Origin of the sequence: Haliscomenobacter sp. (assembly GCF_040403615.1) — a bacterium.
GTDB lineage: Bacteria > Bacteroidota > Bacteroidia > Chitinophagales > Saprospiraceae > Haliscomenobacter.
Genome location: NZ_JBBAKG010000035.1, coordinates 12,614 through 33,318, shown reverse-complemented (window position 1 = coordinate 33,318; position 20,705 = coordinate 12,614). Strand labels below are relative to the sequence as shown.

At 46.1% G+C, this 20,705-nt stretch carries 14 protein-coding genes; 6 read left to right on the top strand and 8 right to left on the bottom strand.

The features are described 5' to 3' along the window. From ABW391_RS13165 to pheS, 6 genes are all read right to left on the bottom strand, one after another. Positions 1-1,389 (bottom strand): M12 family metallo-peptidase (locus tag ABW391_RS13165; RefSeq protein ID WP_353482341.1); only part of this gene is annotated, 1,389 nt, incomplete at its 3' end. A gap of 838 nt (positions 1,390-2,227) precedes the next feature. Then, positions 2,228-4,645 (bottom strand): M12 family metallo-peptidase, encoded by a 2,418-nt coding sequence (locus ABW391_RS13160; RefSeq protein WP_353482340.1) that lies wholly within the window; start codon positions 4,643-4,645, stop codon positions 2,228-2,230. A 447-nt stretch (positions 4,646-5,092) separates the two neighbouring features. After that, positions 5,093-7,582 (bottom strand): zinc-dependent metalloprotease, encoded by a 2,490-nt coding sequence (locus ABW391_RS13155; RefSeq protein ID WP_353482339.1) that lies wholly within the window; start codon positions 7,580-7,582, stop codon positions 5,093-5,095. Between the two features lie 421 nt (positions 7,583-8,003). Beyond that, positions 8,004-8,615: a NifU family protein gene (locus ABW391_RS13150; RefSeq protein WP_353482338.1), complete on the bottom strand. Its 612-nt coding sequence runs from the start codon at positions 8,613-8,615 to the stop codon at positions 8,004-8,006. Positions 8,616-8,689: 74 nt separating this feature from the next. Continuing rightward, positions 8,690-10,036, bottom strand: coding sequence for a histidine--tRNA ligase (gene hisS, locus ABW391_RS13145; RefSeq protein ID WP_353482337.1), 1,347 nt, complete (start codon positions 10,034-10,036; stop codon positions 8,690-8,692). A gap of 143 nt (positions 10,037-10,179) precedes the next feature. Beyond that, complete coding sequence (gene pheS, locus ABW391_RS13140) at positions 10,180-11,217, bottom strand: phenylalanine--tRNA ligase subunit alpha (RefSeq protein WP_353482336.1); 1,038 nt, start codon at positions 11,215-11,217, stop codon at positions 10,180-10,182. A 196-nt stretch (positions 11,218-11,413) separates the two neighbouring features. Here pheS and ABW391_RS13135 point away from each other — a divergent pair, with 196 nt between their 5' ends. The 5 genes from ABW391_RS13135 (at position 11,414) to rsgA (ending at position 16,779) form a co-directional block, all read left to right on the top strand. Continuing rightward, a complete protein-coding gene (locus ABW391_RS13135; protein WP_353482335.1) occupies positions 11,414-12,691 on the top strand; it encodes an O-antigen ligase family protein in 1,278 nt (425 codons plus the stop codon). A gap of 99 nt (positions 12,692-12,790) precedes the next feature. Beyond that, positions 12,791-14,209 carry a class II aldolase/adducin head domain-containing protein gene (locus ABW391_RS13130; protein ID WP_353482334.1) on the top strand — a complete coding sequence of 473 codons (1,419 nt, stop codon included), beginning with the start codon at positions 12,791-12,793 and terminating at the stop codon, positions 14,207-14,209. After that, the gene (locus ABW391_RS13125; RefSeq protein ID WP_353482333.1) at positions 14,209-15,018 is read left to right on the top strand and encodes a M15 family metallopeptidase; all 810 of its coding nucleotides are present in this window, start codon (positions 14,209-14,211) and stop codon (positions 15,016-15,018) included. Before ABW391_RS13130 ends, ABW391_RS13125 begins: the two co-directional genes overlap by 1 nt. Next, a complete protein-coding gene (locus tag ABW391_RS13120) occupies positions 15,009-15,809 on the top strand; it encodes a phosphoglycerol geranylgeranyltransferase (protein ID WP_353482332.1) in 801 nt (266 codons plus the stop codon). The genes ABW391_RS13125 and ABW391_RS13120 overlap by 10 nt, the downstream gene beginning before the upstream one ends. A gap of 22 nt (positions 15,810-15,831) precedes the next feature. After that, a complete protein-coding gene (rsgA, locus tag ABW391_RS13115) occupies positions 15,832-16,779 on the top strand; it encodes a ribosome small subunit-dependent GTPase A (RefSeq protein ID WP_353482331.1) in 948 nt (315 codons plus the stop codon). 240 nt (positions 16,780-17,019) lie between these two features. Here the strand turns inward: rsgA and ABW391_RS13110 are convergent, their stop codons facing one another. Next, positions 17,020-17,280, bottom strand: a complete 261-nt coding sequence (locus ABW391_RS13110) for a lamin tail domain-containing protein (RefSeq protein WP_353482330.1) — start codon at positions 17,278-17,280, stop codon at positions 17,020-17,022. 192 nt (positions 17,281-17,472) lie between these two features. Then, positions 17,473-18,798 (bottom strand): MATE family efflux transporter, encoded by a 1,326-nt coding sequence (locus tag ABW391_RS13105; protein ID WP_353482329.1) that lies wholly within the window; start codon positions 18,796-18,798, stop codon positions 17,473-17,475. Positions 18,799-19,507: 709 nt separating this feature from the next. On the opposite strand from ABW391_RS13105, the gene ABW391_RS13095 reads away from it, so the two are divergent. Next, the gene (locus ABW391_RS13095) at positions 19,508-20,674 is read left to right on the top strand and encodes a lactonase family protein (protein ID WP_353482328.1); all 1,167 of its coding nucleotides are present in this window, start codon (positions 19,508-19,510) and stop codon (positions 20,672-20,674) included. The last annotated feature ends 31 nt before the right edge of the window (positions 20,675-20,705 follow it).

The window sequence follows — 20,705 nt, the reverse complement described above, 5'->3', positions numbered from 1 at the left end:
GCTGCCAAAAAGATCAAGTGTCAGGGTAAACGTGACTTTGCCACAAGTGGCCGCACTGCCAGTACCAGTACCAGTACCAGTACCAGTTCCTGTTCCAGTGGTTGGACAAGCTACCAAACAAGTTGCAGCGGCAATTCGGCTGCGGATTAAATTGCCAGGTTGCGTGCCAAAGCCTGCTGTAAAATTGATGCCCACCCGGTTGAGGTGACAATAAGACATGACTGTACCTCCACCTACGGGAGCGGTCTCATTGGCCACGCAATTGCCTTCTGTGAAGCCGGGGCAAGCGTCCAATGCCGTACTGTTGCCGTTCCAGGCACAGGCATGGGTGTGCTGTGAACCCAGGATGTGGCCCAATTCGTGAGCGACCACCATTACCGTAAAAGAAAAGGTAGGTACATTTGAAAAGGTTTTCCCAATGCCTGAATACCCCATTTTGAAGGAGGTATAAGGCCGACACAGCCCATCCACAATGGCAATACCGCCATTGCCTTTGTAGGAAATCAACATCCCTGCATCGCCATTAAAGGAGGTTCGGGTACGTTGAAATTGGGTCAAAAATCCATAAGTATCAGTACCTGTATACGGGCTGGTAGTGTTCCACACAAATACCTGCGAAAGGGTCAAACTAATGTTGTTGTTGGCATACAATGTGGCCACCTGGTTGTATACACTGGTAATGTATTGCACAGTGCCATCCTGACCCCCTTTGTCTACGAATACGTCGTTGTCCACTTCGAGGTACAAGCGCACGCAGCTTGCTGCACGCAGCTCAGGAGCATCGCGCAACTCTTCGGCGCTGTAACCCCGGTTGCTGTCTTCGGTGTTGCAATGAAATTCCGGACGATCAGCCATCTGACCTTCATCATGCAACAAGTGCAAACGTGGATCGCTGCTCTTGTAACGGCCTAAGATTTGATTCCCGTGCTCGGGCGTACTGATGAAGCCCGAAATTTCGTCTTTGAAAACACTGATGGCAACCAGTGATTGAGGTTGCCCTTTAATGACTCCACGGTAGTGCACGCCTTCGTTCACCTCGTGCATAACGTTAGGATTACTGGACAGCACGACGCTGAAATCATTCGCAAACAGGTTCACCTCAACGAGTTCTAATTCGTAGGTGCCTGCATTGCCAGCAGGCAACGGTAAAGTCATGGATTTGGGGCGATCCCGTAGCAGCCCTCGCAGGTCTTCAGACCGCAAGGACAGCCACTGGGCGTCAACTGCATCTCCGTCACGTAGCTCAGGAGCCCGGTCGAAGAGTTGATAATTGATAAACTTAGCTCGATTGCTGCGCTGAACCGATACCAGTTCGGCAGGACGCAAAGACAGTTGTGCTTGGGCTATGGACAATGCCATAGCCATCGCCAGCGTAAGAAAGGTTCTCATGGCGTGAATCGGTTTTGGTAAAACTTTTAAGGTTACTACAATACAAATACGACTGGCAAGATACCAAGCCGCTGGTTTTCTCAAAGTGTGTTAATTCCCTGTTGATAGCAAAGTGATTACCGATTGATTGCTCAAGTCAAAGCAATTGCAAAGGCTAAAAAAGAAAACGTCTTGTTTGTGTGAGATTACAAATTGTTATGCGTGGTAAGTCTATGGTATTCTAAAATTAGCGCTAATATTTGGAAGGAAGTTATTTTTATAACTCCGTCCTTGTAGTTTGGATTGTGTACAAGAGGAAAAAAAATATTATTCTTTTTCCGTTTTGTACAACAAAGATAGATACTATAATCAAAAAAACAACCCCCCAAAAATAGGGAATCATCAGCCAGGCTATAAACTGACAATTTCCTGACGAAGTGTAAAATAATTAGGAAGTAGGGCTTTGCCAATTAGACAAAGCCCTCAAATGAGTAACCTTAAAAAACAATTCACGCCTTATAAAGAGATTATAAAGCCAATTCAGCCTTTAGAGTCGCCACAATTCATACCTTATATGCAGGGCAATTCCTAAAAGAAAGAGATACGACCACTTTGGTCATACTACATGTACAATTTTTGGGATCGATGGCAGATCTGCATGAAATTGCCACCTTTATGCATGTCACAGGCTGGAGTTACCCGTGATGCTATAAAAACAAGGCTAAAATAATACAGATTTTTTTTTGACGCAAGTTTTACATTCAGCAACTTGAAAGATGGATAAAAAAAAGGCGAAACCAAAGCTTCGCCTGTGAGCATGTCTAAAAAAATGGAGATTATAATGTCAGTTTGATTATTTCTATCTTTCAATCAGTATTTTTCCTTTAGCCACAAAATTTGCATCTCCAATTAGGAAAGCATACATGCCAGGTGGCAAGTGGGCCACTGTGCAATTGAAAAACGGATGTCCAGAGACTTTGGAAATGGTACTGCTTAGTACGGTTCGGCCCAGAAGATCAAACAATTGAACTTGGTAGCTTCCAGAAGGCCAGGTTTGCAAATCGAAACTCAGTTGATCATTAGCAGGATTGGGAAAAACGCCAATGCTAGGGTTTCCTTTTTTTTCTGAGTCTACTGGCAATAATTCGACTTTAGCACAGGGCTTGGTCTCATAAACCTGAAGGTTGCGAAACTGAGAATTGCCGATTTTGGGCGAAGCATCGTTGTCGCAGGCAAAGAACAGGTATTGGGTTTTGCCTGTAATTTTTTGACCAACTGGAATAATGTAATGCTTCCACTGGCCAACGTTACCATCGTAGTTGTTGAAGTCCTGGTATCCCCAGGCTTGGGAGCCCCACAATTGAAAAGTAGCAGTGGTCGAAATGCTCAGGTCTTCGTCAAAACCGATTCCATTGATCTCGGCTGCTTGGGTAGAACGGAAATCGAATTCCAAAAAAGTATTTGCAGTCAACTCGTAAGGAAAAGAAATGGCTTTCCAGGCATTGTAACGCAATTCAATGGTTTTGCCGTTGTCTACAATGCTGCCAATGCCTTGGTCTTGTGATTCTCCAAAAGACAGCATATTGTAATCATTGAAATTGATCTCTGCACAGCCAGCATTAGGTGGAGGTGCAATAGTGGTGACCTTTTTCCCAAATTGATTGATACAAAATGAAGTTGAAGCTTCTTTGCTGAACTGGCTTCCCTGTGCTAGGACGGCTGAAGCGTTGTCGCTGAGTAAAAATGACCCATTGCCATATTTGCAACACAGTCCATCACCTTGTGAGTCGAGCATTCGGAAGGTATAGCAACCTGCGGGTAGACAAACGGTTTTTTGAATTTTCAATCCAGCGGACTGAATGCTGTAAGGTCCACCCCGATCTACAATGGTACTACTGCCATCTAAAAGCTCCCAACTGGTTTCGTTGCCGTAGGCATCCAAAACAATAGTCAAGTTGATTTCCCCACATTTGGGAATTTCAATGATGTCTTTACAGCCCAATAGACAAGGGGCTTTAGCAACCCTATTGCGAATGAGGTTTCCTGGCTGCTTACCAAACCCAAGCGCAAAGTTGATTCCATACTGACTGATGTGGCAATAAGACATAATGGTTCCCCCTTCGCGGGGAGCGGGAGGAGTACTGCAACCCCCATCTACGAATCCCGGGCATCCATCAATGGCGGTATTGTTGTTGTTCCATACGCAGGCATGAGTATGCTGAGACCCCAAAATGTGCCCCAATTCATGGGCAAATACCATTACCGAGAAAGAATATGCAGGCACAAAACTGTAACTTTTCCCGATTCCGGCATATCCTAAGTTGAAAACTTCACATAGGCCGTCCACAACCGCAATGCCGCCGCCGCCTTTATAAGAAATCAGCATCCCTGCATCTCCGTTTACAGCTCCAGCGCGTTTGTTTTTGAATTGCCCCAATAATCCTGAGGCATCATTGGACGTATAAGGGCTAGGCGTGTTCCACACGAAAAGTTCGGATAAATTCAATCTGATGTTTTCATTGGCATACAGCGTGGCTACTTCATTAAATAGGGCCTTGATGTATCGAGTTGTGCCATCCAGTCCTCCTTTGTCTACAAAAATGTCGTAGTCGACTTCCAGGTATAGATTGATGCAATTGTTGACGCCCCGCAATTCCGGTTGATCTGATAATTCGTTGGCGTTGTACCCTTTGTAGGAGTCTGGGGTGAAGCATTGGAAATCATGGTGGGCTGGAATTTGATCCTCATTGTACAAAACATGAGTACCAACCTGCTTTTTATCGCGGTAAGGTGCCAGGGTTAAATTGCCTTCTCCTGGAATACTAATTACTCCCAAGACTTCATCTTGGTAAATACTCAGCGAAACCAGAGAACCTGGCTTGTCTTTCACTACTCCGCGATAATGTACGCCTTCGCTTTGTTCGGTCAGATTGTGTCCTGCATTAGCCAATGTAATCGTGGTGGTTCTATCCAGGAATTCAGTGTTGTAGAGCTCGATGGTTATCGATTCATCTGTACGTGGTAGTGTAATTTCAACTGCTTGATGGCCATGTCGGATCAGGCTACTTGCCACGTCTTCACGTAAGGTCAGATAAGAAGCATCGGGAAGGGGATTCCCTTTTAATACGGGTAACGCTTTGAAAAGTGCCAACCGTGAAAAAGGAATCTTGCTTTTTTGTAGTTTAATGATTTGCTCTTCCGGGCGCAAAACATTTTGGGCATAACCAACAAGGCAGATGGCAGATGCCACAATAAAAGTGTAAAGTGTTTTCATCATGTTTCATAGTGGCATTAGTTCAACAATACTTTCCTATTCATACTGATGAGGATTAGTCAAACAGCTGTTTTTTGTGTTATAAAGTAGTAGAACAGGTGTTGTAAGTTCATGGGAATCTACCTCATCAATCCCAATCAAAACTCAATGGATGAGATAATTCACTAGGGGGAAATTCTTGGCACTCATTAAAAAAAATCAGTATCTTATTGGAACAAAGGAACACCGCATTGCATTAAGCAAGGCCAATTTGTGCATAGGTTGAATAGCAAACCCTGCAATGGATGAGAAACAGGTGTATATGGTGTTGATATAAGTGAAGAACTAATATGACAAATGTACATTCAAAAAAGGACTACACGCAAGAGCATATAGTCCTTTTTTGATTATAAGTAAAAATTTGACAATCATTTGACACTAATAAGTAATGTATTGTGTCATGTCGGGTGTTTAATTGCTTTTTGAAATTAATATTTTACCAGTTTGCTTGCTTGTCTCGTTTTCAATCATGAAAAAGTACATGCCTGCAGCCCAATTGGAAGTATTGATTTGCCACTCCCATACTTTACTATTATTGACAGCACATGGGAAATCATTCAATAGCCGATGACCGAGGGCATCAAAAATGCTGAGCTTGTACTCTCCCAATTGCCAATTGAATAAACTGAACCTGGCAATGTCATTGGTAGGGTTGGGGGATACCTTTACTTGAGGCGGGGTATTAGCAGGCAATGTGTTGCCATTGTGCAACTCAATAATTGGGTCACTAAATGCAGGACAGGGGGTTTCTTCATAAATACGCACATTGCGGAATTGAGATTCGCTGGTAAAAGGAGCTGCATCTTTGTCGGCTGCAAAAAACAAGCGAGTCACTGCACCTGTGTAAAATTTCCCAACGGGGATGGTGTATTTTTTCCATTGCCCGTTGCCCTCGTAATTGCGGTAATCAGGAATTCCCCAGGTTTGGGTTCCCCAAAGCTGGAAGGTAAAAGGAGAGGAGATGTTTTCGTCATCATCAAAACCAATTCCATGAATTTCACCAACCTGGGTAGAGCGGAATTCAAATTCCAAAAAAGTCTTTTGGGTAACGGTGTAGTTCAAAGTCACTGCTTTCCAAGCATTGGTCTTGATCACCAGGGTTTTTCCTGCATCAGAGACGGTTGCTGTACCCCCGTCTTGTGAGCCGCCAAAAGATACAGGAGTATAGCGGCTAAAATCGATGTTGGTACATGCAGTAGCCGGAGGCGGATCGGTATCAGGTGCTTTCACACAAAAGTCGCTGATGGATTGTGCGCCGAAAATGGCTCCTTTGGCGATTTCGACATTATTGGCATCCAGCAAGCGAAAGCTGCCGTCTCCATATTTGCAACAAATGCCGTCCCCGATCTTATCGTATACTTTTAGTTTGTAGCAGCCATAGGGCAAGCAGGTTTTGCGTTCAATTTTTTGTCCCAGGGTTTTGTCTACATAAGGGCCTCCCTTTTCTACCGCAACTCCCGCAGGATTAAGGATTTCCCAGGTGGTTTCACTGCCAAATAAATCGAGGCTCAGTTGAAAAGTGACATTGCCGCAGGTTGCTGCGCTGCCACCACCGCCACCACCACCACTTCCGCCGCCACCACCACCGCTTCCACCACCGCCACTGGTGGTACAAACTTGCAAACAAGTTGCCGAGGCAATGCGATTGCGGATTAAGCTGCCAGGCTGTGGCCCAAAACCTTTGGTAAAATTGATCCCTACCGGATTTAGGTGGCAATAAGACATAATGGTTCCGCCACCCGAGGGAGCAGTTTCCGCAGCAGCACAGTTGCCTTCGGTGTATCCAGGGCAAGCATCAATAGCCGTATTGTTGCCATTCCAAACACAGGCTTGGGTATGCTGTGAGCCAAGAATATGCCCCAATTCATGCGCCACTACCATAATGCTGAAAGAATAGGTTGGGATATTGGCATAAGAACGCCCCACACCAGCAACCCCCATTTTGAAGGAAGTGTAAGGGCGGCACAAGCCATCCACTACCGCAATGCCGCCTCCGCCTTTATAAGTGATCAACTCTGCGGCATCTCCATTGAAGGTAGAACGCGCCCGCTGAAATTGAGTCAGCAGGGTATATGTGTCAGAACCTGCATAAGGACTGGCCGTATTCCAGATGAATACCTGAGACAAGGAAAGTTTGATGCTCTCATTGGAGTACAACAACGCAACCTGATTGAATAATCCGGTCACATAGTTTAGTGCTCCATCCTGTCCGCCTTTGTCCACGAAAATATCATTGTCAACTTCCAGGTAAAGCCGTACACATGGTGTTTCAGCCCGCAATTCTGTAGATGGTTTTAGTTCGGAGGGGTGGTAAGTACTCTCATTGTCAACGGAGGAGCAGTTGAAACTGCCAAGTCCAGGCAGTTTATCGGCATTGTGTAGCACGTGCAAGCGTGGGTCGGCACCTTTGTATTGGCCCAAAACCAGGTTTCCGTCCTCTGGAGTGCTGATTAGCCCCATTACTTCATTGTCAAAAATACTAATGGCGACCAATGTTTCTGGGCGATCTTTTACACGACCCTGGTAAAAAAGGCCTCCATTTGCTTCGTACATGACATTGGGTGCACTAGAGAACCGTACTCCAAAATCGGGGCTAAAAAGGTTGACTTGTACCAATTCCAGGTCAATAAAGGTACTTTTTGAGGTAGGCAGGCGCAAAGAGAGGGCCAATGGCCGCTCCCTTTGCAATGGGATTATACTTGCCTTGTTAAAAAACATCCATTGTCCATCGACTATATCTGTCTCTCCCCGCAATTCAGGAGCGAATTCAAATATTTGAGTGGGGGCAAAGCTTACTTTTGCTTTTCGCTTTTGATCTACTACTTCGGATGGGCGAATAGTACTCTGTGCGTTGGCCAATGCACAAAGCATTGCCAACGCTACGGTAAGTAGAGTTCTCATATAGTATGTTTAATTGAATACAGAACTGTTCCGCTAGAGCGATGGCTCAGTGGAAATGAAAAGTGAATTACGACAACGAAGTGTGCAGCGATTATGGTAGGAAAAGGAAGATTAGTAAAAAAACGGAACTAAATTTATTGTTACATGTATGTGTTGGGAACTGGAACAAATGTAAGTTTAACTTTTTTGATATGCAAATTTTTATTTATTAAAAGATTGTTAAAATCGAAAGGCATTTCATCGGTTAGAATGAAATGCCTTTTGATTTTGGACGGAATAAACTGTGTATAAGAGACTTAGTATGACGCAAAAAATTACTTCCCGATTTTTTTAGAGGGTTTTGAATAGGAAGCTCACTTGAAATGAACCGTTCGACTTCCTATTCAAAACCCAAAATCGGGAAGTTAATTTTTCTGCGTTCTTAGCCCATTTCTTGCACGACCTCTTCCACTTGAGGAATCATGCGCTTGAGCATACCTTCGATTCCAGCCTTGAGCGTAATGGTGGAAGAAGGACAACCACTGCAAGAGCCTTGCATGATCACAAATACTTTTCCGTTTTCATAGTGCTTGAACTCGATGTTGCCACCGTCCATTTCTACCGCTGGTTTTACGTAAGTATCGATCAGTTCCTTGATCTTTTGTACCAGCTCGGCCTCATCACCTGTATAAGCTATTCCAGCGCGCTCAGCCTCAATTTTGGAAGTATGCTCCGCAAAACCCTCTTTCACCAATTCGCCACCATCTTCGATGTAGTTCTTGATAAAGTCTTTGAGTTTGAGCATGATGTCAGGCCACTCATAGTTCATTTCCTTGCTTACCGTAACGAAGTTGTTGCTGATGTACACTCCTTTTACGTAAGGAAAATCGAACAAAACAACGGCCAGAGGCGACCATTCAGTGGCCAGATCCACCTCGCGGAAATCGGCAGTACCGCGGTACAACATCCGATTGGTCACAAATTTGAGTGACTCAGGGTTGGGTGTTTGCTCAGTGTACAACAACACTGGGCTTTTGGTAACAGTAGTCTCCATATCGTGGGTATCTGTTTGTCGTTAGTTATTTAGAACAAGTCTTAGTAGAAACGCCGGAAAGATAGTACAGGTTTTCACAAAGTGTGAGTTTTTGCAATTATTTCCTCAATGGTCAGTTTTTCCTGGGTTCCGCTTTCCATATTTTTGAAACTTAACAGGCTCGTATTCATCTCTTCTTCGCCCACCAACACTACAAAAGGTACCTGGCGATCGTTGGCGTATTTCATCTGCTTTTTGAGTTTGCCTGCGTCGGGGTAGATTTCGGAGTTCACTCCCGCTGCCCGCAATTTGCTGAGCGCTGCAAAGGCATAAAGGTGCGCTGCATCGTCAAAAGCCATAAATAGTACCTTAAGCGAGCTGCTTTGGTCTTTTGGGAAAAGATTCAACTCTTCCAATACATCGTAAATGCGCTCGGCGCCGAAAGAAACTCCCACGCCGGAAACGTCTTTGAGGCCAAACACGCCAGTGAGGTTGTCGTAGCGCCCGCCGCCGCCAATGCTGCCCATGGCCACATCTTTGGCCTGAACCTCAAAAATACAGCCAGTGTAGTAGTTGAGGCCACGCGCGAGGGTAATATCGAAGCGAATTTCCTGCTTTTGTTGGCCTACGCTGAGGTATTGCAATAAGGTTTGAACTTCCTGAATGCCCAATTTACCGGTTTCACTTGCCTCCATGGCGACAAGTAGCTCGTCCAGGGATTGGATTTCCAAAATCTGGATAATTTTTGCTATCGCAGCCTCGCCGATTCCGCGCCCACTCATTTCTTTTTTCACCCCATCAACGCCGATTTTGTCCAGCTTGTCGATGGCAACGGTCATGTCGACCATCAGATCCGGGATGCCCGCTACTTCAGCAATACCCGCCAGGATTTTGCGGTTGTTGAATTTGATGACGACGTTCAGATTCAGCTTGGAAAAAACCTCATCGTAAATTTGTACCAATTCGGCTTCATACACCAAGGAAGTTGACCCCACTACATCTACGTCACACTGGTAAAACTCGCGGTAACGCCCCTTTTGTGGCCGATCGGCCCGCCAAACGGGCTGAATCTGGTAGCGCTTGAAGGGAAAGGTGAGTTCATTTTGGTGCATCACCACAAAGCGGGCAAAAGGCACTGTAAGATCGTAACGCAAACCCCGCTTGGCCAAAATCGGCGTAATGGTTTTGTACGCTTTGGAAGTGATGTCATCAGGACTAATGCCCTTGAGGTATTCCCCGCTGTTCAGAATTTTGAACAACAGGCGATCGCCTTCTTCGCCGTATTTGCCAGAGAGCGTGCTGAGGTTTTCCACCGCAGGCGTCTCAATGGGCAAGTACCCGTATTTGACGAAAACCGAACGGATGGTATCAAAAATATAATTGCGTTTGAGCACCTGATCGGGGGTGAAGTCCCGGGTGCCTTCGGCGGTGGATGGTTTCATCGTTTTGGCTTAGTAACGCAGAAAAATTAACTTCCCGATTTTGGGTTTTGAATAGGAAGTCGAACGGTTCATTTCAAGTGAGCTTCCTATTCGAAACCCTCTAAAAAAATCGGGATGTAATTTTTTGCGTTATAATTAACACATTAAATCACAGAAGAAAACTGCTTCAAAAACCGCACATCATTTTCGAATAAAAGGCGGATATCAGTAATGGTGTACAACATCATGGCCTGGCGCTCGATGCCCATACCAAAGGCAAAACCCGAGTATTCTTCGGGATCAATGCCACAGTTGATCAGCACTTGGGGATCGACCATGCCGCATCCCAGGATTTCAACCCAGCCACTGTGTTTGCATACCCGACAGCCTTTGCTGTTGCAAATAAAGCAGGATACGTCCATTTCGGCACTTGGCTCCGTAAATGGGAAAAACGAAGGCCTCAAGCGGATTTTGGTATTGGGTCCGTACATTTCGCGAGCGAAATAGTACAGGGTTTGCTTCATGTCAGCAAAAGAAACGCCTTTGTCGATGTACAAGCCTTCGACCTGGTGAAACTGGCAATGCGAACGCGCCGAGATGGTCTCGTTGCGGTATACCCTGCCCGGTGCAATGATGCGGATAGGGGGCTTTTGCGAAGTCATTACCCGTGCTTGCACCGAGGAAGTATGGGGGCGCAGCAACAGTTCAGGATTGTCGCGCAAATAATAGGTATCCTGCATATCGCGTGCCGGGTGGTCGGCGGGTAGGTTCATGGCTGTAAAGTTGTGCCATTCGTCTTCGATTTCACGTTCTTCTGCCACCACAAAACCCAGTCGCTCAAAGATGTGTACGATGCGATTGAGGGTAACTGACACTGGATGTCGAGAACCAAGGTCGATCGGTTCGCCCGGAGCAGTGATGTCCAAACCTGCAGACTGAGATTTTTCAGCAGCGGCATCTGCAATGGCTTTGAGGGCTTCAAACTTGGCTTCGGCTTGTTCTTTGGCTTTATTGATCAGTTGACCAAACTCTTTTTTTTGCTCATTCGGTACATTCCGAATTTCGCCCATCAAAGGTTTGATGACGTTATTGGATCCCAGGAACCGCAAGCGAAACTGCTCAATGGCCTCGGCATTGGCCGGATTGGCCGCCTCAATTTCCTGCAACAAGTCCTGTAATTGTTGAAATGCGTTGGCAGACATAGTGAAATTTTAAAAATCGCTGGCAAAAGTAAGCATTTTCGCTTCATGTAGAATCAATAACAATAGCGATATTGCACTGCGTTCCATTTTTAGGTAAAAAGGTGGATTTTTTGCCTCCCGCCCGGCACTTCGGCTACGCTCAGTGACCGGGCGGGGGCAAAAAAACCACCTTTTCAATGCCTCAACCCACATTGACATGTTTCAATCTTCCAAGCTCCGCATTTATTTCACCTGGCTTTGTTGCTTGTCTGTACTGGTCGGGATACTTTTTTCGCCCTTTTTTCAGTCGATGAGTCTATTTGGCTTTGCCATTGCGGGCTTGTGGGAGGGCATTGCTACGCGGAGTACCTTTAAGGCACAATGGCGGGATTTTTGCCGCAGACCTGATTACTGGATTTTTGGGTTGCATTTTTTCATCGTGGTGTTGGGTGCCTGGTCACTGCTCGATTTGGGCTTTTGGTTGGAGCGTTTGCGCATCAAGCTGCCGTTTTTGGTATTGCCGTTGGCGTTTTTTTTCATGCCCAAGCTCAGTGTTCGCTACCATTGGGGACTGTTGTATGCCATGATCGGTTTGCTTACGGTGACCAGTTTGGGAATTTTGATCAATTACCTGCTCCATTTTGAGGCAATTCAATTGATGCTCAAGCAAGGCCAGGCCATGCCGATGCCCAGCGACAACCACATTCGCTTCAGTTTGTTGGTGGCTATCGGCATCATCTCGGCGGGCTACTTGTGGTGGCAGGGGTATTACTGGAAAAAAGCCTGGGAGCGCTACTTGATTGCGGGCATGGGGCTGTTTCTGTTTGCATTCCTCCACATTTTGTCGGTACGCAGCGGGCTTGCCGCTTTGTATTTAGCACTATTGGTACTGGGTTTGCGCTACGCCTGGGTACAAAAACGCTATGCCTTGGGGCTGGGGGTAGTCTTGGCCATTGGCGCTTTGCCCATCTTGGGGTACATTTTGCTGCCCAGCTTTAAAATGAAAGTGGATTATGCGATTTATGATCTGCGCATGCGCCAAAATGGCCAAGGCGCAATGCTCTCCGATTCCGAACGACTGACCACTTTGCGGGTAGGCTGGAAAATTTTCAAAGAATCACCCATTCTCGGCGTTGGAGCAGGGAATTTGGATCAGGTGGTGAATTTTCAATACCTTACCCATTACCCCCAAGCGGCGCGGGTGATGATTCCGCACAATCAGTTTGTGTATGTAGCAGCGGGTTCGGGGCTGTTTGGACTGACCCTTTTTTGCATTGCCCTGTTTTTGCCCTTGTTTTACCGTCAGAATTACCGGGATGTTCTGTTTTTAGGTAGTTTCCTGATTATTTTTGCTTCATTGATGGTTGAAGCCACTTTTGAAAATTCAATGGGGGTGGCCTTATCGACGTTCTTTTTGTTGATGGGATTGAAGCAGATCCCCACGGGCAGTGCAGGAGCAAGGCATTTACAGAGAAGTGACCTGCCAAAATTGTAAATTTTGATTGTTGCTTTCCTCAAAAATCCCATTAAAAAATCCTTCCAGCCTTCCCCAAGCCCGTTCTTCTTTTGTACCTTGCACCCAAGATCCATCCCCATGCGCAAACTACTCGAAACCGAACAAAAGGCACTTGAGATCAATCTTGATCCATTGATTTACGGCACTTTTGCCGAAATTGGCGCTGGCCAGGAGGTAGCCCGCTATTTCTTTCAGGTGGGCGCTGCAGCAGGCACCATCGCCAAAACCATGTCGGCCTACGACAAGGTGTACTCCGACCACATCTATGGCCCTGAGCCCAGTGGCCGCTACGTATGCGAATCCCGTTTGTACAAAATGCTCGACCACGAGTACGAACTGATGAATACCCGCTTGCGGCAAGAACGCCCCGAGTGTAGCTTCTTCGTATTTGCAGATACCATCTCCGCCATCAATTATTCTAAAACCATCAAGGGTGACGGCTGGTTGGGTATCCGTTTTCAAATGTCGCCCGAAGGGGAACCCAATGATCTGGTTTTGCACGTTCGGATGTTGGACAACGACAATAAGCTCCAACAGCAAGCCATTGGTATCCTGGGTGTCAACCTGTTGTACGCCTGCTACCGCTACAATCAAGATCCAGAAGTTTTGCTGGAGTCCCTAATCGATAGCCTGCGGGGTAGGGTCAAAGTGGACATGGTGCGCCTCACTGGCCCCGATTTTGATGAAGTCGACAATCGCCTGCTCAGCCTTTACCTTATCAAGCACGGCCTTTCAGATGTGGCCATGTTTGGCCCGGATGGCCGCAATCTGCAGGCTTCGGAGTTTTTGTACAAAAAAGATGTGTTGGTGGTGCGGGGCAGTTTTCGGCCGCCTACGATGGTCAATATGGACATGCTGAAAAGCGGCTACCAGCAATTTCGCAACGAACCGGATGTTGATCCCAAAAAAACCTACCTGCTTACCGAAATTACCTTGTCCAACCTCAAACTGGAAGGTGAACTGGACGAAAGAGACTTCCTGGATCGAGCCGAAATGCTAAATGCACTTGGCCAAACCGTGATCATCTCCAATTGTGAAGAACACGCACAATTGATCAACTACCTTGCTGGCTACCGCATCAACAAAATTGGTTTGGTATTGGGGGTACAGTTTTTGCTGGAATTGGTCAACCGCAAGTACTACGAAAACCAGGATGGGAGCTTATTGGCCGCTTTTGGGGAATTGTTTACCAAAAACGTCAAGATCTACGTGTATCCTGCCATGCAGGAAGGCAGCGAAGAGCTGATGACCGCGCAAAACACTCCAGTTCCCGAAGGGGCTAAGTTTCTTTACCGCCATTTAATTGACAACCACCAGATTGCCGACATTGAGGGCTACGACCACAATATTTTGCACATTTTTTCCAAAGAAGTCCTTTCGTTGGTGCGCAGCGGCAACGCTGGCTTTGAAATGATGGTTCCGACCAAAGTGGCGGGATTGATCAAGGAAAAGTTCTTGTTTGGTTATCCTTACGAACAAAAAGAATTTGAATACTGATGATGAAGTTATTGATCCCCATATTGTTTTTCGGCCTTTGGAGCGCGGGTTGCAATGATACTCCTGCGGGTACAAAAAATACTGCGGCAACCGCATCTGCAATAGTATCTACTGCCTCCAAGACAGCATCAAATCAAGAAGAATTTGACTTCGATTACCTGATGGGGCATTTTGATCCAGCCAAACATCCTGATTTTTCAAAAATAGAAATACCTTTTGCTGATCGTGCTGGGATGTTTTTGCGCAAGGATGCTTACGAGGCATTCAAAAAAATGCACAATGCTGCGCAAAATGAAGGTGTTTCCTTGAAAATCATCTCCGCAGCCCGCAATTTTGATGCGCAAAAAGGAATTTGGGAAGCCAAGTGGAACGGTAGCCGCATCTTGTCCAATGGTCAAAATGCCGCCAAAGCCTACCCGGTGGCCAAAGACCGCGCCTTGAAAATCCTGGAATACAGCGCCATGCCTGGTGCATCTCGCCACCATTGGGGAACCGATATTGATTTGAATAATCTTTCAGATCAATGGTTTCAACAAGGCGAAGGGAAAAAAATCTACGCCTGGTTGGGCAAACATGCAGCTGATTTTGGCTTTTGTCAGCCCTATTCGGCCAAAAACGAACTGCGCCCCGAAGGCTACAACGAAGAGAAGTGGCACTGGTCCTATATGCCCATTTCCAAAAAATTGACTACTTTGGCACAGAACAAAATGAAAGACAGTATGATTACTGGTTTTTCAGGTGCTGAAACAGCTACGGAAATTGGGGTGCTGAAAAAATATGTTTTGGGCATCAACCAACAATGCCAATAGATCATCGAGAAATAGACACTGAAAATACATACGAATACAAAAACGTGAACCAAGCGGTATACGCATCAATTGTGAAGTCTCAAAGAGTGGGACGGAAACAACTGGCGGTTTTAATCGACCCCGATCGACTGCGCACTCAGTCGCTTGATGCACTCATTGCATTAGCAGAACAGGGCATCGACTTTTTTTTTATTGGTGGCAGCTTGCTGATGGACGAAAAGATGGAGCATTGCCTGCAAATCTTGCGCCGCTCAGTTCCCCAACCTTTGGTGATTTTTCCGGGAAGCCCCTTGCAAATATCGGCTCAAGCCGACGCCATTCTCTTGTTGTCCCTGATTTCGGGCCGAAATGCCGATTTGCTAATTGGCCAACACGTGATCGCTGCGCCCTATTTGAAAGCCTCTGGACTGGAGATTATCCCCACTGGATACATGTTGATCGATGGCGGGGTTAGCACAACGGCAGCGTATATGAGTGGTACACAACCCATTCCACCCGAAAAAATTGAAATAGCAGTCTGCACCGCCATGGCTGGAACTATGCTGGGTTTAAAGATGTTGTACCTGGACGCCGGAAGTGGTGCACAAAGGTCGGTTAGTCCAGAAATGATTCAGGCCGTACGGGCAGAAATTGAGGTGCCATTAATCACCGGCGGGGGTATCCGCACTCCAGAAAAAGCATATACCAATCTTCGCGCTGGCGCAGATCTGTTGGTGGTAGGCAATGTACTGGAAAAAGATCCGTCCTTGTTGACCGAAATCGCCGCAGCAGTACGTTCAGCGGGAGTGTAAATGAGTCTTTAGCGCAAAAAACATGCAAGGAACAGTCATAAAGTCTACGGGGAGTTGGTACAATGTGCGCTTGGAAGACGGACAAGTACTGGAATGCCGAACAGTAGGTAAACTGCGGTTGAATGATCTTCCGCTCACCAATCCCATTGCCGTTGGGGACGAGGTTTCATTGGAAATGGAACCGGAGTCAGGCAATGGATTGATCAAAGGGGTACTGCCCCGCAGAAATTATGTGGTGCGGCAATCGCCACGCCGCAAGCACGACCTTCACCTCTTGGCCAGCAACATCGATCAGGCGTTGCTCGTCACCACTATTGCGCATCCAAGGCTCAAACAAGGATTCATCGATCGCTTTTTGTTGATGGTTGAGCCTTACGAGATCCCAACCATCATCGTTTTCAACAAGGCTGATTTGTATGGAGATGCAGATTTCGAAGTGTTTGCCTACCTCGAAGATCTTTACCAAGGACTCGGGTATACCGTGATTTTGGCTTCAGCAAAAACGGGCAATGGGGTAGAGGAACTCAAACTTTCCCTGAAAGATAAAGTTACCATGCTCAGTGGCCAATCGGGCGTGGGCAAATCGAGCTTGCTCAATCAAATTCAATCCAATCTGCAACTCCGCGTAGGAGACATCTCTGATTACTCCGGGAAGGGCCAGCATACCACCACCTTTGCCGAAATGCATCCATTAGACATCGGCGGCCAAATCATCGATACACCTGGGATCAAGACCCTGAGTTTCATTCACTTGGAACCCAATCAAATCGCACATAATTTTCGGGAAATCTTTGCCCTGTCTACCCAATGTCGCTTTGGCGGCGATTGCCTGCACCGCAACGAGCCCAAATGTGCCGTGAAAGCAGCCTTGGAAAGGGAGGAAATCAGCCCTTTGCGTTATGAAAATTACCTGCATATCCTGCAAGAGACGGAAGATTTGAATTACTGGGAGCGGCGGAAGGAGTTGTAAGTTAGGCATCGAAAAAAGAGGCGAGCACCAATTGCTCGATGCTCACCTCGCTTAAAAGCCCGTTTTTGGCCGCCAAAAACGGTAGCTAATTTAAATAAGGTATTACTTATTCCAGAAGGAAACCTTCTCAACGTATCGTTGTAAATTGGCCAAACCGCATTGTTGCTAAAGGCGGAATTCGTGTATTTGTTTTTCAACAAAGAATCACGAGAAAAGAATTAAAGAGTTTTGCCAGTAGAGTCAACCAAAATCGAACCAAATTTTGCATTCTGTACCAGGCTGATACTTGCTGGTGATATCAGCAAGAGGAACCGTAACCGATTGCCCTTTGACAACCGCTACTTTGCCCGGTTCAATTACGGCGCTACCGCAAGTGAAAGTGAGGTCAGAAATCAAATCGTAAGCAGGGAAGTTGCACAGCCAGTAGGTACTGATGTTGACATTGGAGGTGCCCAGGTTTTTTAATTCAACTTCTCCGGTTGAATAGACTTCCGTAATCACTACTTGTGCGGAAAGAGCGTTAAAAAAACCTAGAAAACACAAGCTCAGGAATAATCCAGGTGTTTTTTTTGTTTGCGTGTTGAGCCTTAAACATATGATTTTGGGTTTTTACCAATATGGCATTGGGTCAAAGTGAATGACTTTACCCCTATACTGCGGATTGAGTAAAAAGGAGGTGTGGCCCGAAAAAAATTAGACTTGTTTTTTGCTCAACTGATCAAAACGCCAGGTAAACCAAAGGGCCTGAGTGCTTAATGCTATCAAAAAACCCACCCAAATACCTTGTACGCCCCAGTGTAGGGAAAAGGTAAGCCAGTAAGCGATAGGCATGCCTAGCATCCAGTAAGCTACAAATGAAATCAAAGAAGGCATTCGGGTGTCTTCCATTCCTCGCAACAGGGAAATTCCCACAGATTGCATGGCATCCGATACCTGAAAAAAACCTGCTATCACGATCAACGACGATGCAATGTCCCAAACTTTGGGATCGTCAATGAAAAAACGAGCTAAAGCCTGAGATCCGAACATAAAGGTTGTTGCTGGTATCAAAACCAGCCCGACGGCCAAGAGCATGGCTGCGTAGCCAGATAAACGGATTTGATTCGGGTTTTTTTGACCAAAAGCCTGCCCAATGCGAATGGAACCTGCCGTGCCTATGGCCATGAGTACCACAAATGTAGTACCAACCAAAGTCATGGCAATCTGATGTCCAGCCAAAGGGTACTTTCCTAAATGACCAACCCACACGGCTCCCAGCGCATACGCCATGTACTCGATCAAGGCTTGTCCGCTCACGGGCAACGCAATGCCAATAAAGGCTTTTGTTTTTTCCCAAACTTCTGTCCAGGAGATATGGGTCTCCATAAAATGCCTGAAACGCTGACTGTTGCGCAGGTAAACAAGCATACTTACCAATTGCAAATTTATGGTCAGGATCGAAGAAATCCCCAGCCCATACAACCCCATCCTAGGAAAACCCCAGTGGCCAAACACAACCAACCAATTGAACAGGGCGCCTAACACAACCCCAACCAAGGAAAAGACCAACCCGATCTTGGTCATCGAAAGCCCATCCGTAAAATAAATGAAATTGAAATACAAGGACATCATCGGCAATTGCGCAATCAGTATCCACAAATAGGGACTCGCCAAGGCTGCAACATCTGCTTTGTGCCCCAATACCTGGAAATTCAGATTGAGTGTCGCCAATACCAACCCTTCTGCCAGCGCAAAAAACAAAGAAGTTATGCTGCTGGCAAACAAGAGTCGCTTGACTTCAGCTGCGTCTCCCCGCTCGTCTGCCGCCGCAACCAGAGGCGAGGTCATCGACAAACCCCCAATACCTATCAATGCCACCAACCAAAAGATGGGATTGGCCGCCCCCGCAGCAGCAACATCGGTGACGCTCACTTGCCCAATCATATAGGTTCCCAGTGTAGCCAGGATCATGCCACTCAACTCGGCCAATGCAATTGGCAATCCCAGGGCGATTAATATGCGGAGTTCGGATTTTAACATTTTTGATAAAGTTTAACTACTCAACTCCACCGACTCATTTTTACCACAGTTCATCTGTGGGTTTTAAACCTGCAATCCATTAGCAGCAGGTGCTAAACGCTTACCCATTTTATGACGTTTAGGATGTTGAGTCGATAAGAAAAGTTGAAGATGGTTTTTAACCAGCTGGCAAAATTAAACCAATGTTTTTGAAGTCGCTGCTTTTTCTAGTACGCGAAGAATAAGCCAAATCCAACAACTATGACTATTGCTATCATTGGCACTGGAAACGTAGGCGGAGCACTCGCCACCAAATTGCCATTCAATTGGCCAAAGATGCTGGATTTGCAGCATGTTACGACATTGGGGGCAACGACAAATTTCAACTCATGGAGCAATTTGCTTTTTTTGGATCAATCTTGCCCTGTTTCAAGGCCAAGGAAGAGAAATGGCTTTTAAACTACTCAAACGTTAAGTAACGCAGAAAAATTAACTTCCCGATTTTGGGTTTTGAATAGGAAGTCGAACGGTTCATTTCAAGTGAGCTTTCTATTCAAAACCCCCTCAAAAAATCGGGAAGTAATTTTTTGCGTCAGACTAGTTTAATTCAGATGTGACCTTCAAAAAGACCATCAAGAACAGAATGTCTTGTATTAAAGCGGAGAAAAACCCAACGCATTAGCGCTGATTCAAATTCTCCAACTTTTCCCTATCTTGCCCACAAAAAAGCATGCAACACTTGAAACCATCAGCACTATTTATTGCTTTTTTAGCCCTGTTTGGCTGTGAATCGGGTACCCAAACAACCACTCAAGTCGTGAAAAAAGCGGCCAAAACCTACTCCGCCTTTGTCGGCACCTACACCCGCAAAGAAGGCCATGTGAACGGCAAAGGGGAAGGAATATACCTGTACCAACTTGATAGTGCCTCGGGCTATCTGGACAAAATTGGCGTGCAAAAAGAAATTGTCAATCCTTCTTTTTTAACCCCCAGTGCTGATGGCAAATACTTGTACGCCGTAGAAGAAATTGGAGCAGCTGTAGACAAAGCAGGGCGAGTAGTCGCTTATCGCCAGGCAGGAGATCACCTCGAAAAAATCAATCAGCAATCGACTTTTGCCTTTGCGCCTTGCCATGTGAGTACGGACGGCAAAGGGCGGTATGTCTTTGTGGCCAATTACGCAGGAGCGATTGCTGTATATCCCATTGCGGAAAATGGTGGCTTGGGTGAAGCCATTTACAAAGAAGCCTTCCAAGGCAAAGGGCCCCATTCCAGACAAGATGCGCCGCATCCGCACAGTGTAAACCTCTCTCCAGATGATCGTTTTTTGTATGTTCCTGATTTGGGCACAGACAACATTTACATCTACTCTATCAATTACAAAGATGCTAAAAATCCACTCACCCGGGTTGGTGCAACCAAAGTTCAAGCTGCTGGAGGGCCACGTCATTTTACTTTTCATCCAACCCTCAATAAGGCATATGTAGTGAACGAACTGAGCTGTAAAGTAACGGAAATGAATTGGGACAAAACCACGGGCATGCTGGATACAGTAGCCAGTATTAGCACCTTGCCTGCTGGCTACAAAGAAAGCAATACCTGCTCCGATCTTCACATCACCTCCAATGGCCAATTTTTATATGCTGCCAACCGTGGCCACAACAGCATTGTCGGCTTCAGCATTGCTGCAAATGGAAAACTGAGCTTGATTGGCCACGCTTCTACCCAAGGTGAAGTGCCGCGTAACTTTGCGATCTCTCCTGATGGCCGCTTTCTGTATGCTGCGAATCAAAACTCTGACAATATCCTTATATTGAGTATTGGCCCTGATGGAAAGCTGAAATTCAAGAAGGAAGAGAAGGTGTTTACGCCAGTATGTGTGCGTTTTGGGAAATAAGAGAAGAAATTGATTCACTCATACAACTAAA

What these genes read in the sequence shown, in the direction of transcription:
- ABW391_RS13155 (WP_353482339.1), bottom strand. Translation starts at nt 7,582, where the DNA reads ATGAGAACTCTACTTACCGTAGCGTTGGCAATGCTTTGTGCATTGGCC.
- ABW391_RS13125 (WP_353482333.1), top strand. Translation starts at nt 14,209, where the DNA reads ATGATGAAGTTATTGATCCCCATATTGTTTTTCGGCCTTTGGAGCGCG.
- hisS (WP_353482337.1), bottom strand. Translation starts at nt 10,036, where the DNA reads ATGAAACCATCCACCGCCGAAGGCACCCGGGACTTCACCCCCGATCAG.
- ABW391_RS13105 (WP_353482329.1), bottom strand. Translation starts at nt 18,798, where the DNA reads ATGTTAAAATCCGAACTCCGCATATTAATCGCCCTGGGATTGCCAATT.
- ABW391_RS13130 (WP_353482334.1), top strand. Translation starts at nt 12,791, where the DNA reads ATGCGCAAACTACTCGAAACCGAACAAAAGGCACTTGAGATCAATCTT.
- ABW391_RS13095 (WP_353482328.1), top strand. Translation starts at nt 19,508, where the DNA reads ATGCAACACTTGAAACCATCAGCACTATTTATTGCTTTTTTAGCCCTG.
- ABW391_RS13120 (WP_353482332.1), top strand. Translation starts at nt 15,009, where the DNA reads ATGCCAATAGATCATCGAGAAATAGACACTGAAAATACATACGAATAC.
- pheS (WP_353482336.1), bottom strand. Translation starts at nt 11,217, where the DNA reads ATGTCTGCCAACGCATTTCAACAATTACAGGACTTGTTGCAGGAAATT.
- rsgA (WP_353482331.1), top strand. Translation starts at nt 15,832, where the DNA reads ATGCAAGGAACAGTCATAAAGTCTACGGGGAGTTGGTACAATGTGCGC.
- ABW391_RS13135 (WP_353482335.1), top strand. Translation starts at nt 11,414, where the DNA reads ATGTTTCAATCTTCCAAGCTCCGCATTTATTTCACCTGGCTTTGTTGC.
- ABW391_RS13160 (WP_353482340.1), bottom strand. Translation starts at nt 4,645, where the DNA reads ATGATGAAAACACTTTACACTTTTATTGTGGCATCTGCCATCTGCCTT.
- ABW391_RS13150 (WP_353482338.1), bottom strand. Translation starts at nt 8,615, where the DNA reads ATGGAGACTACTGTTACCAAAAGCCCAGTGTTGTTGTACACTGAGCAA.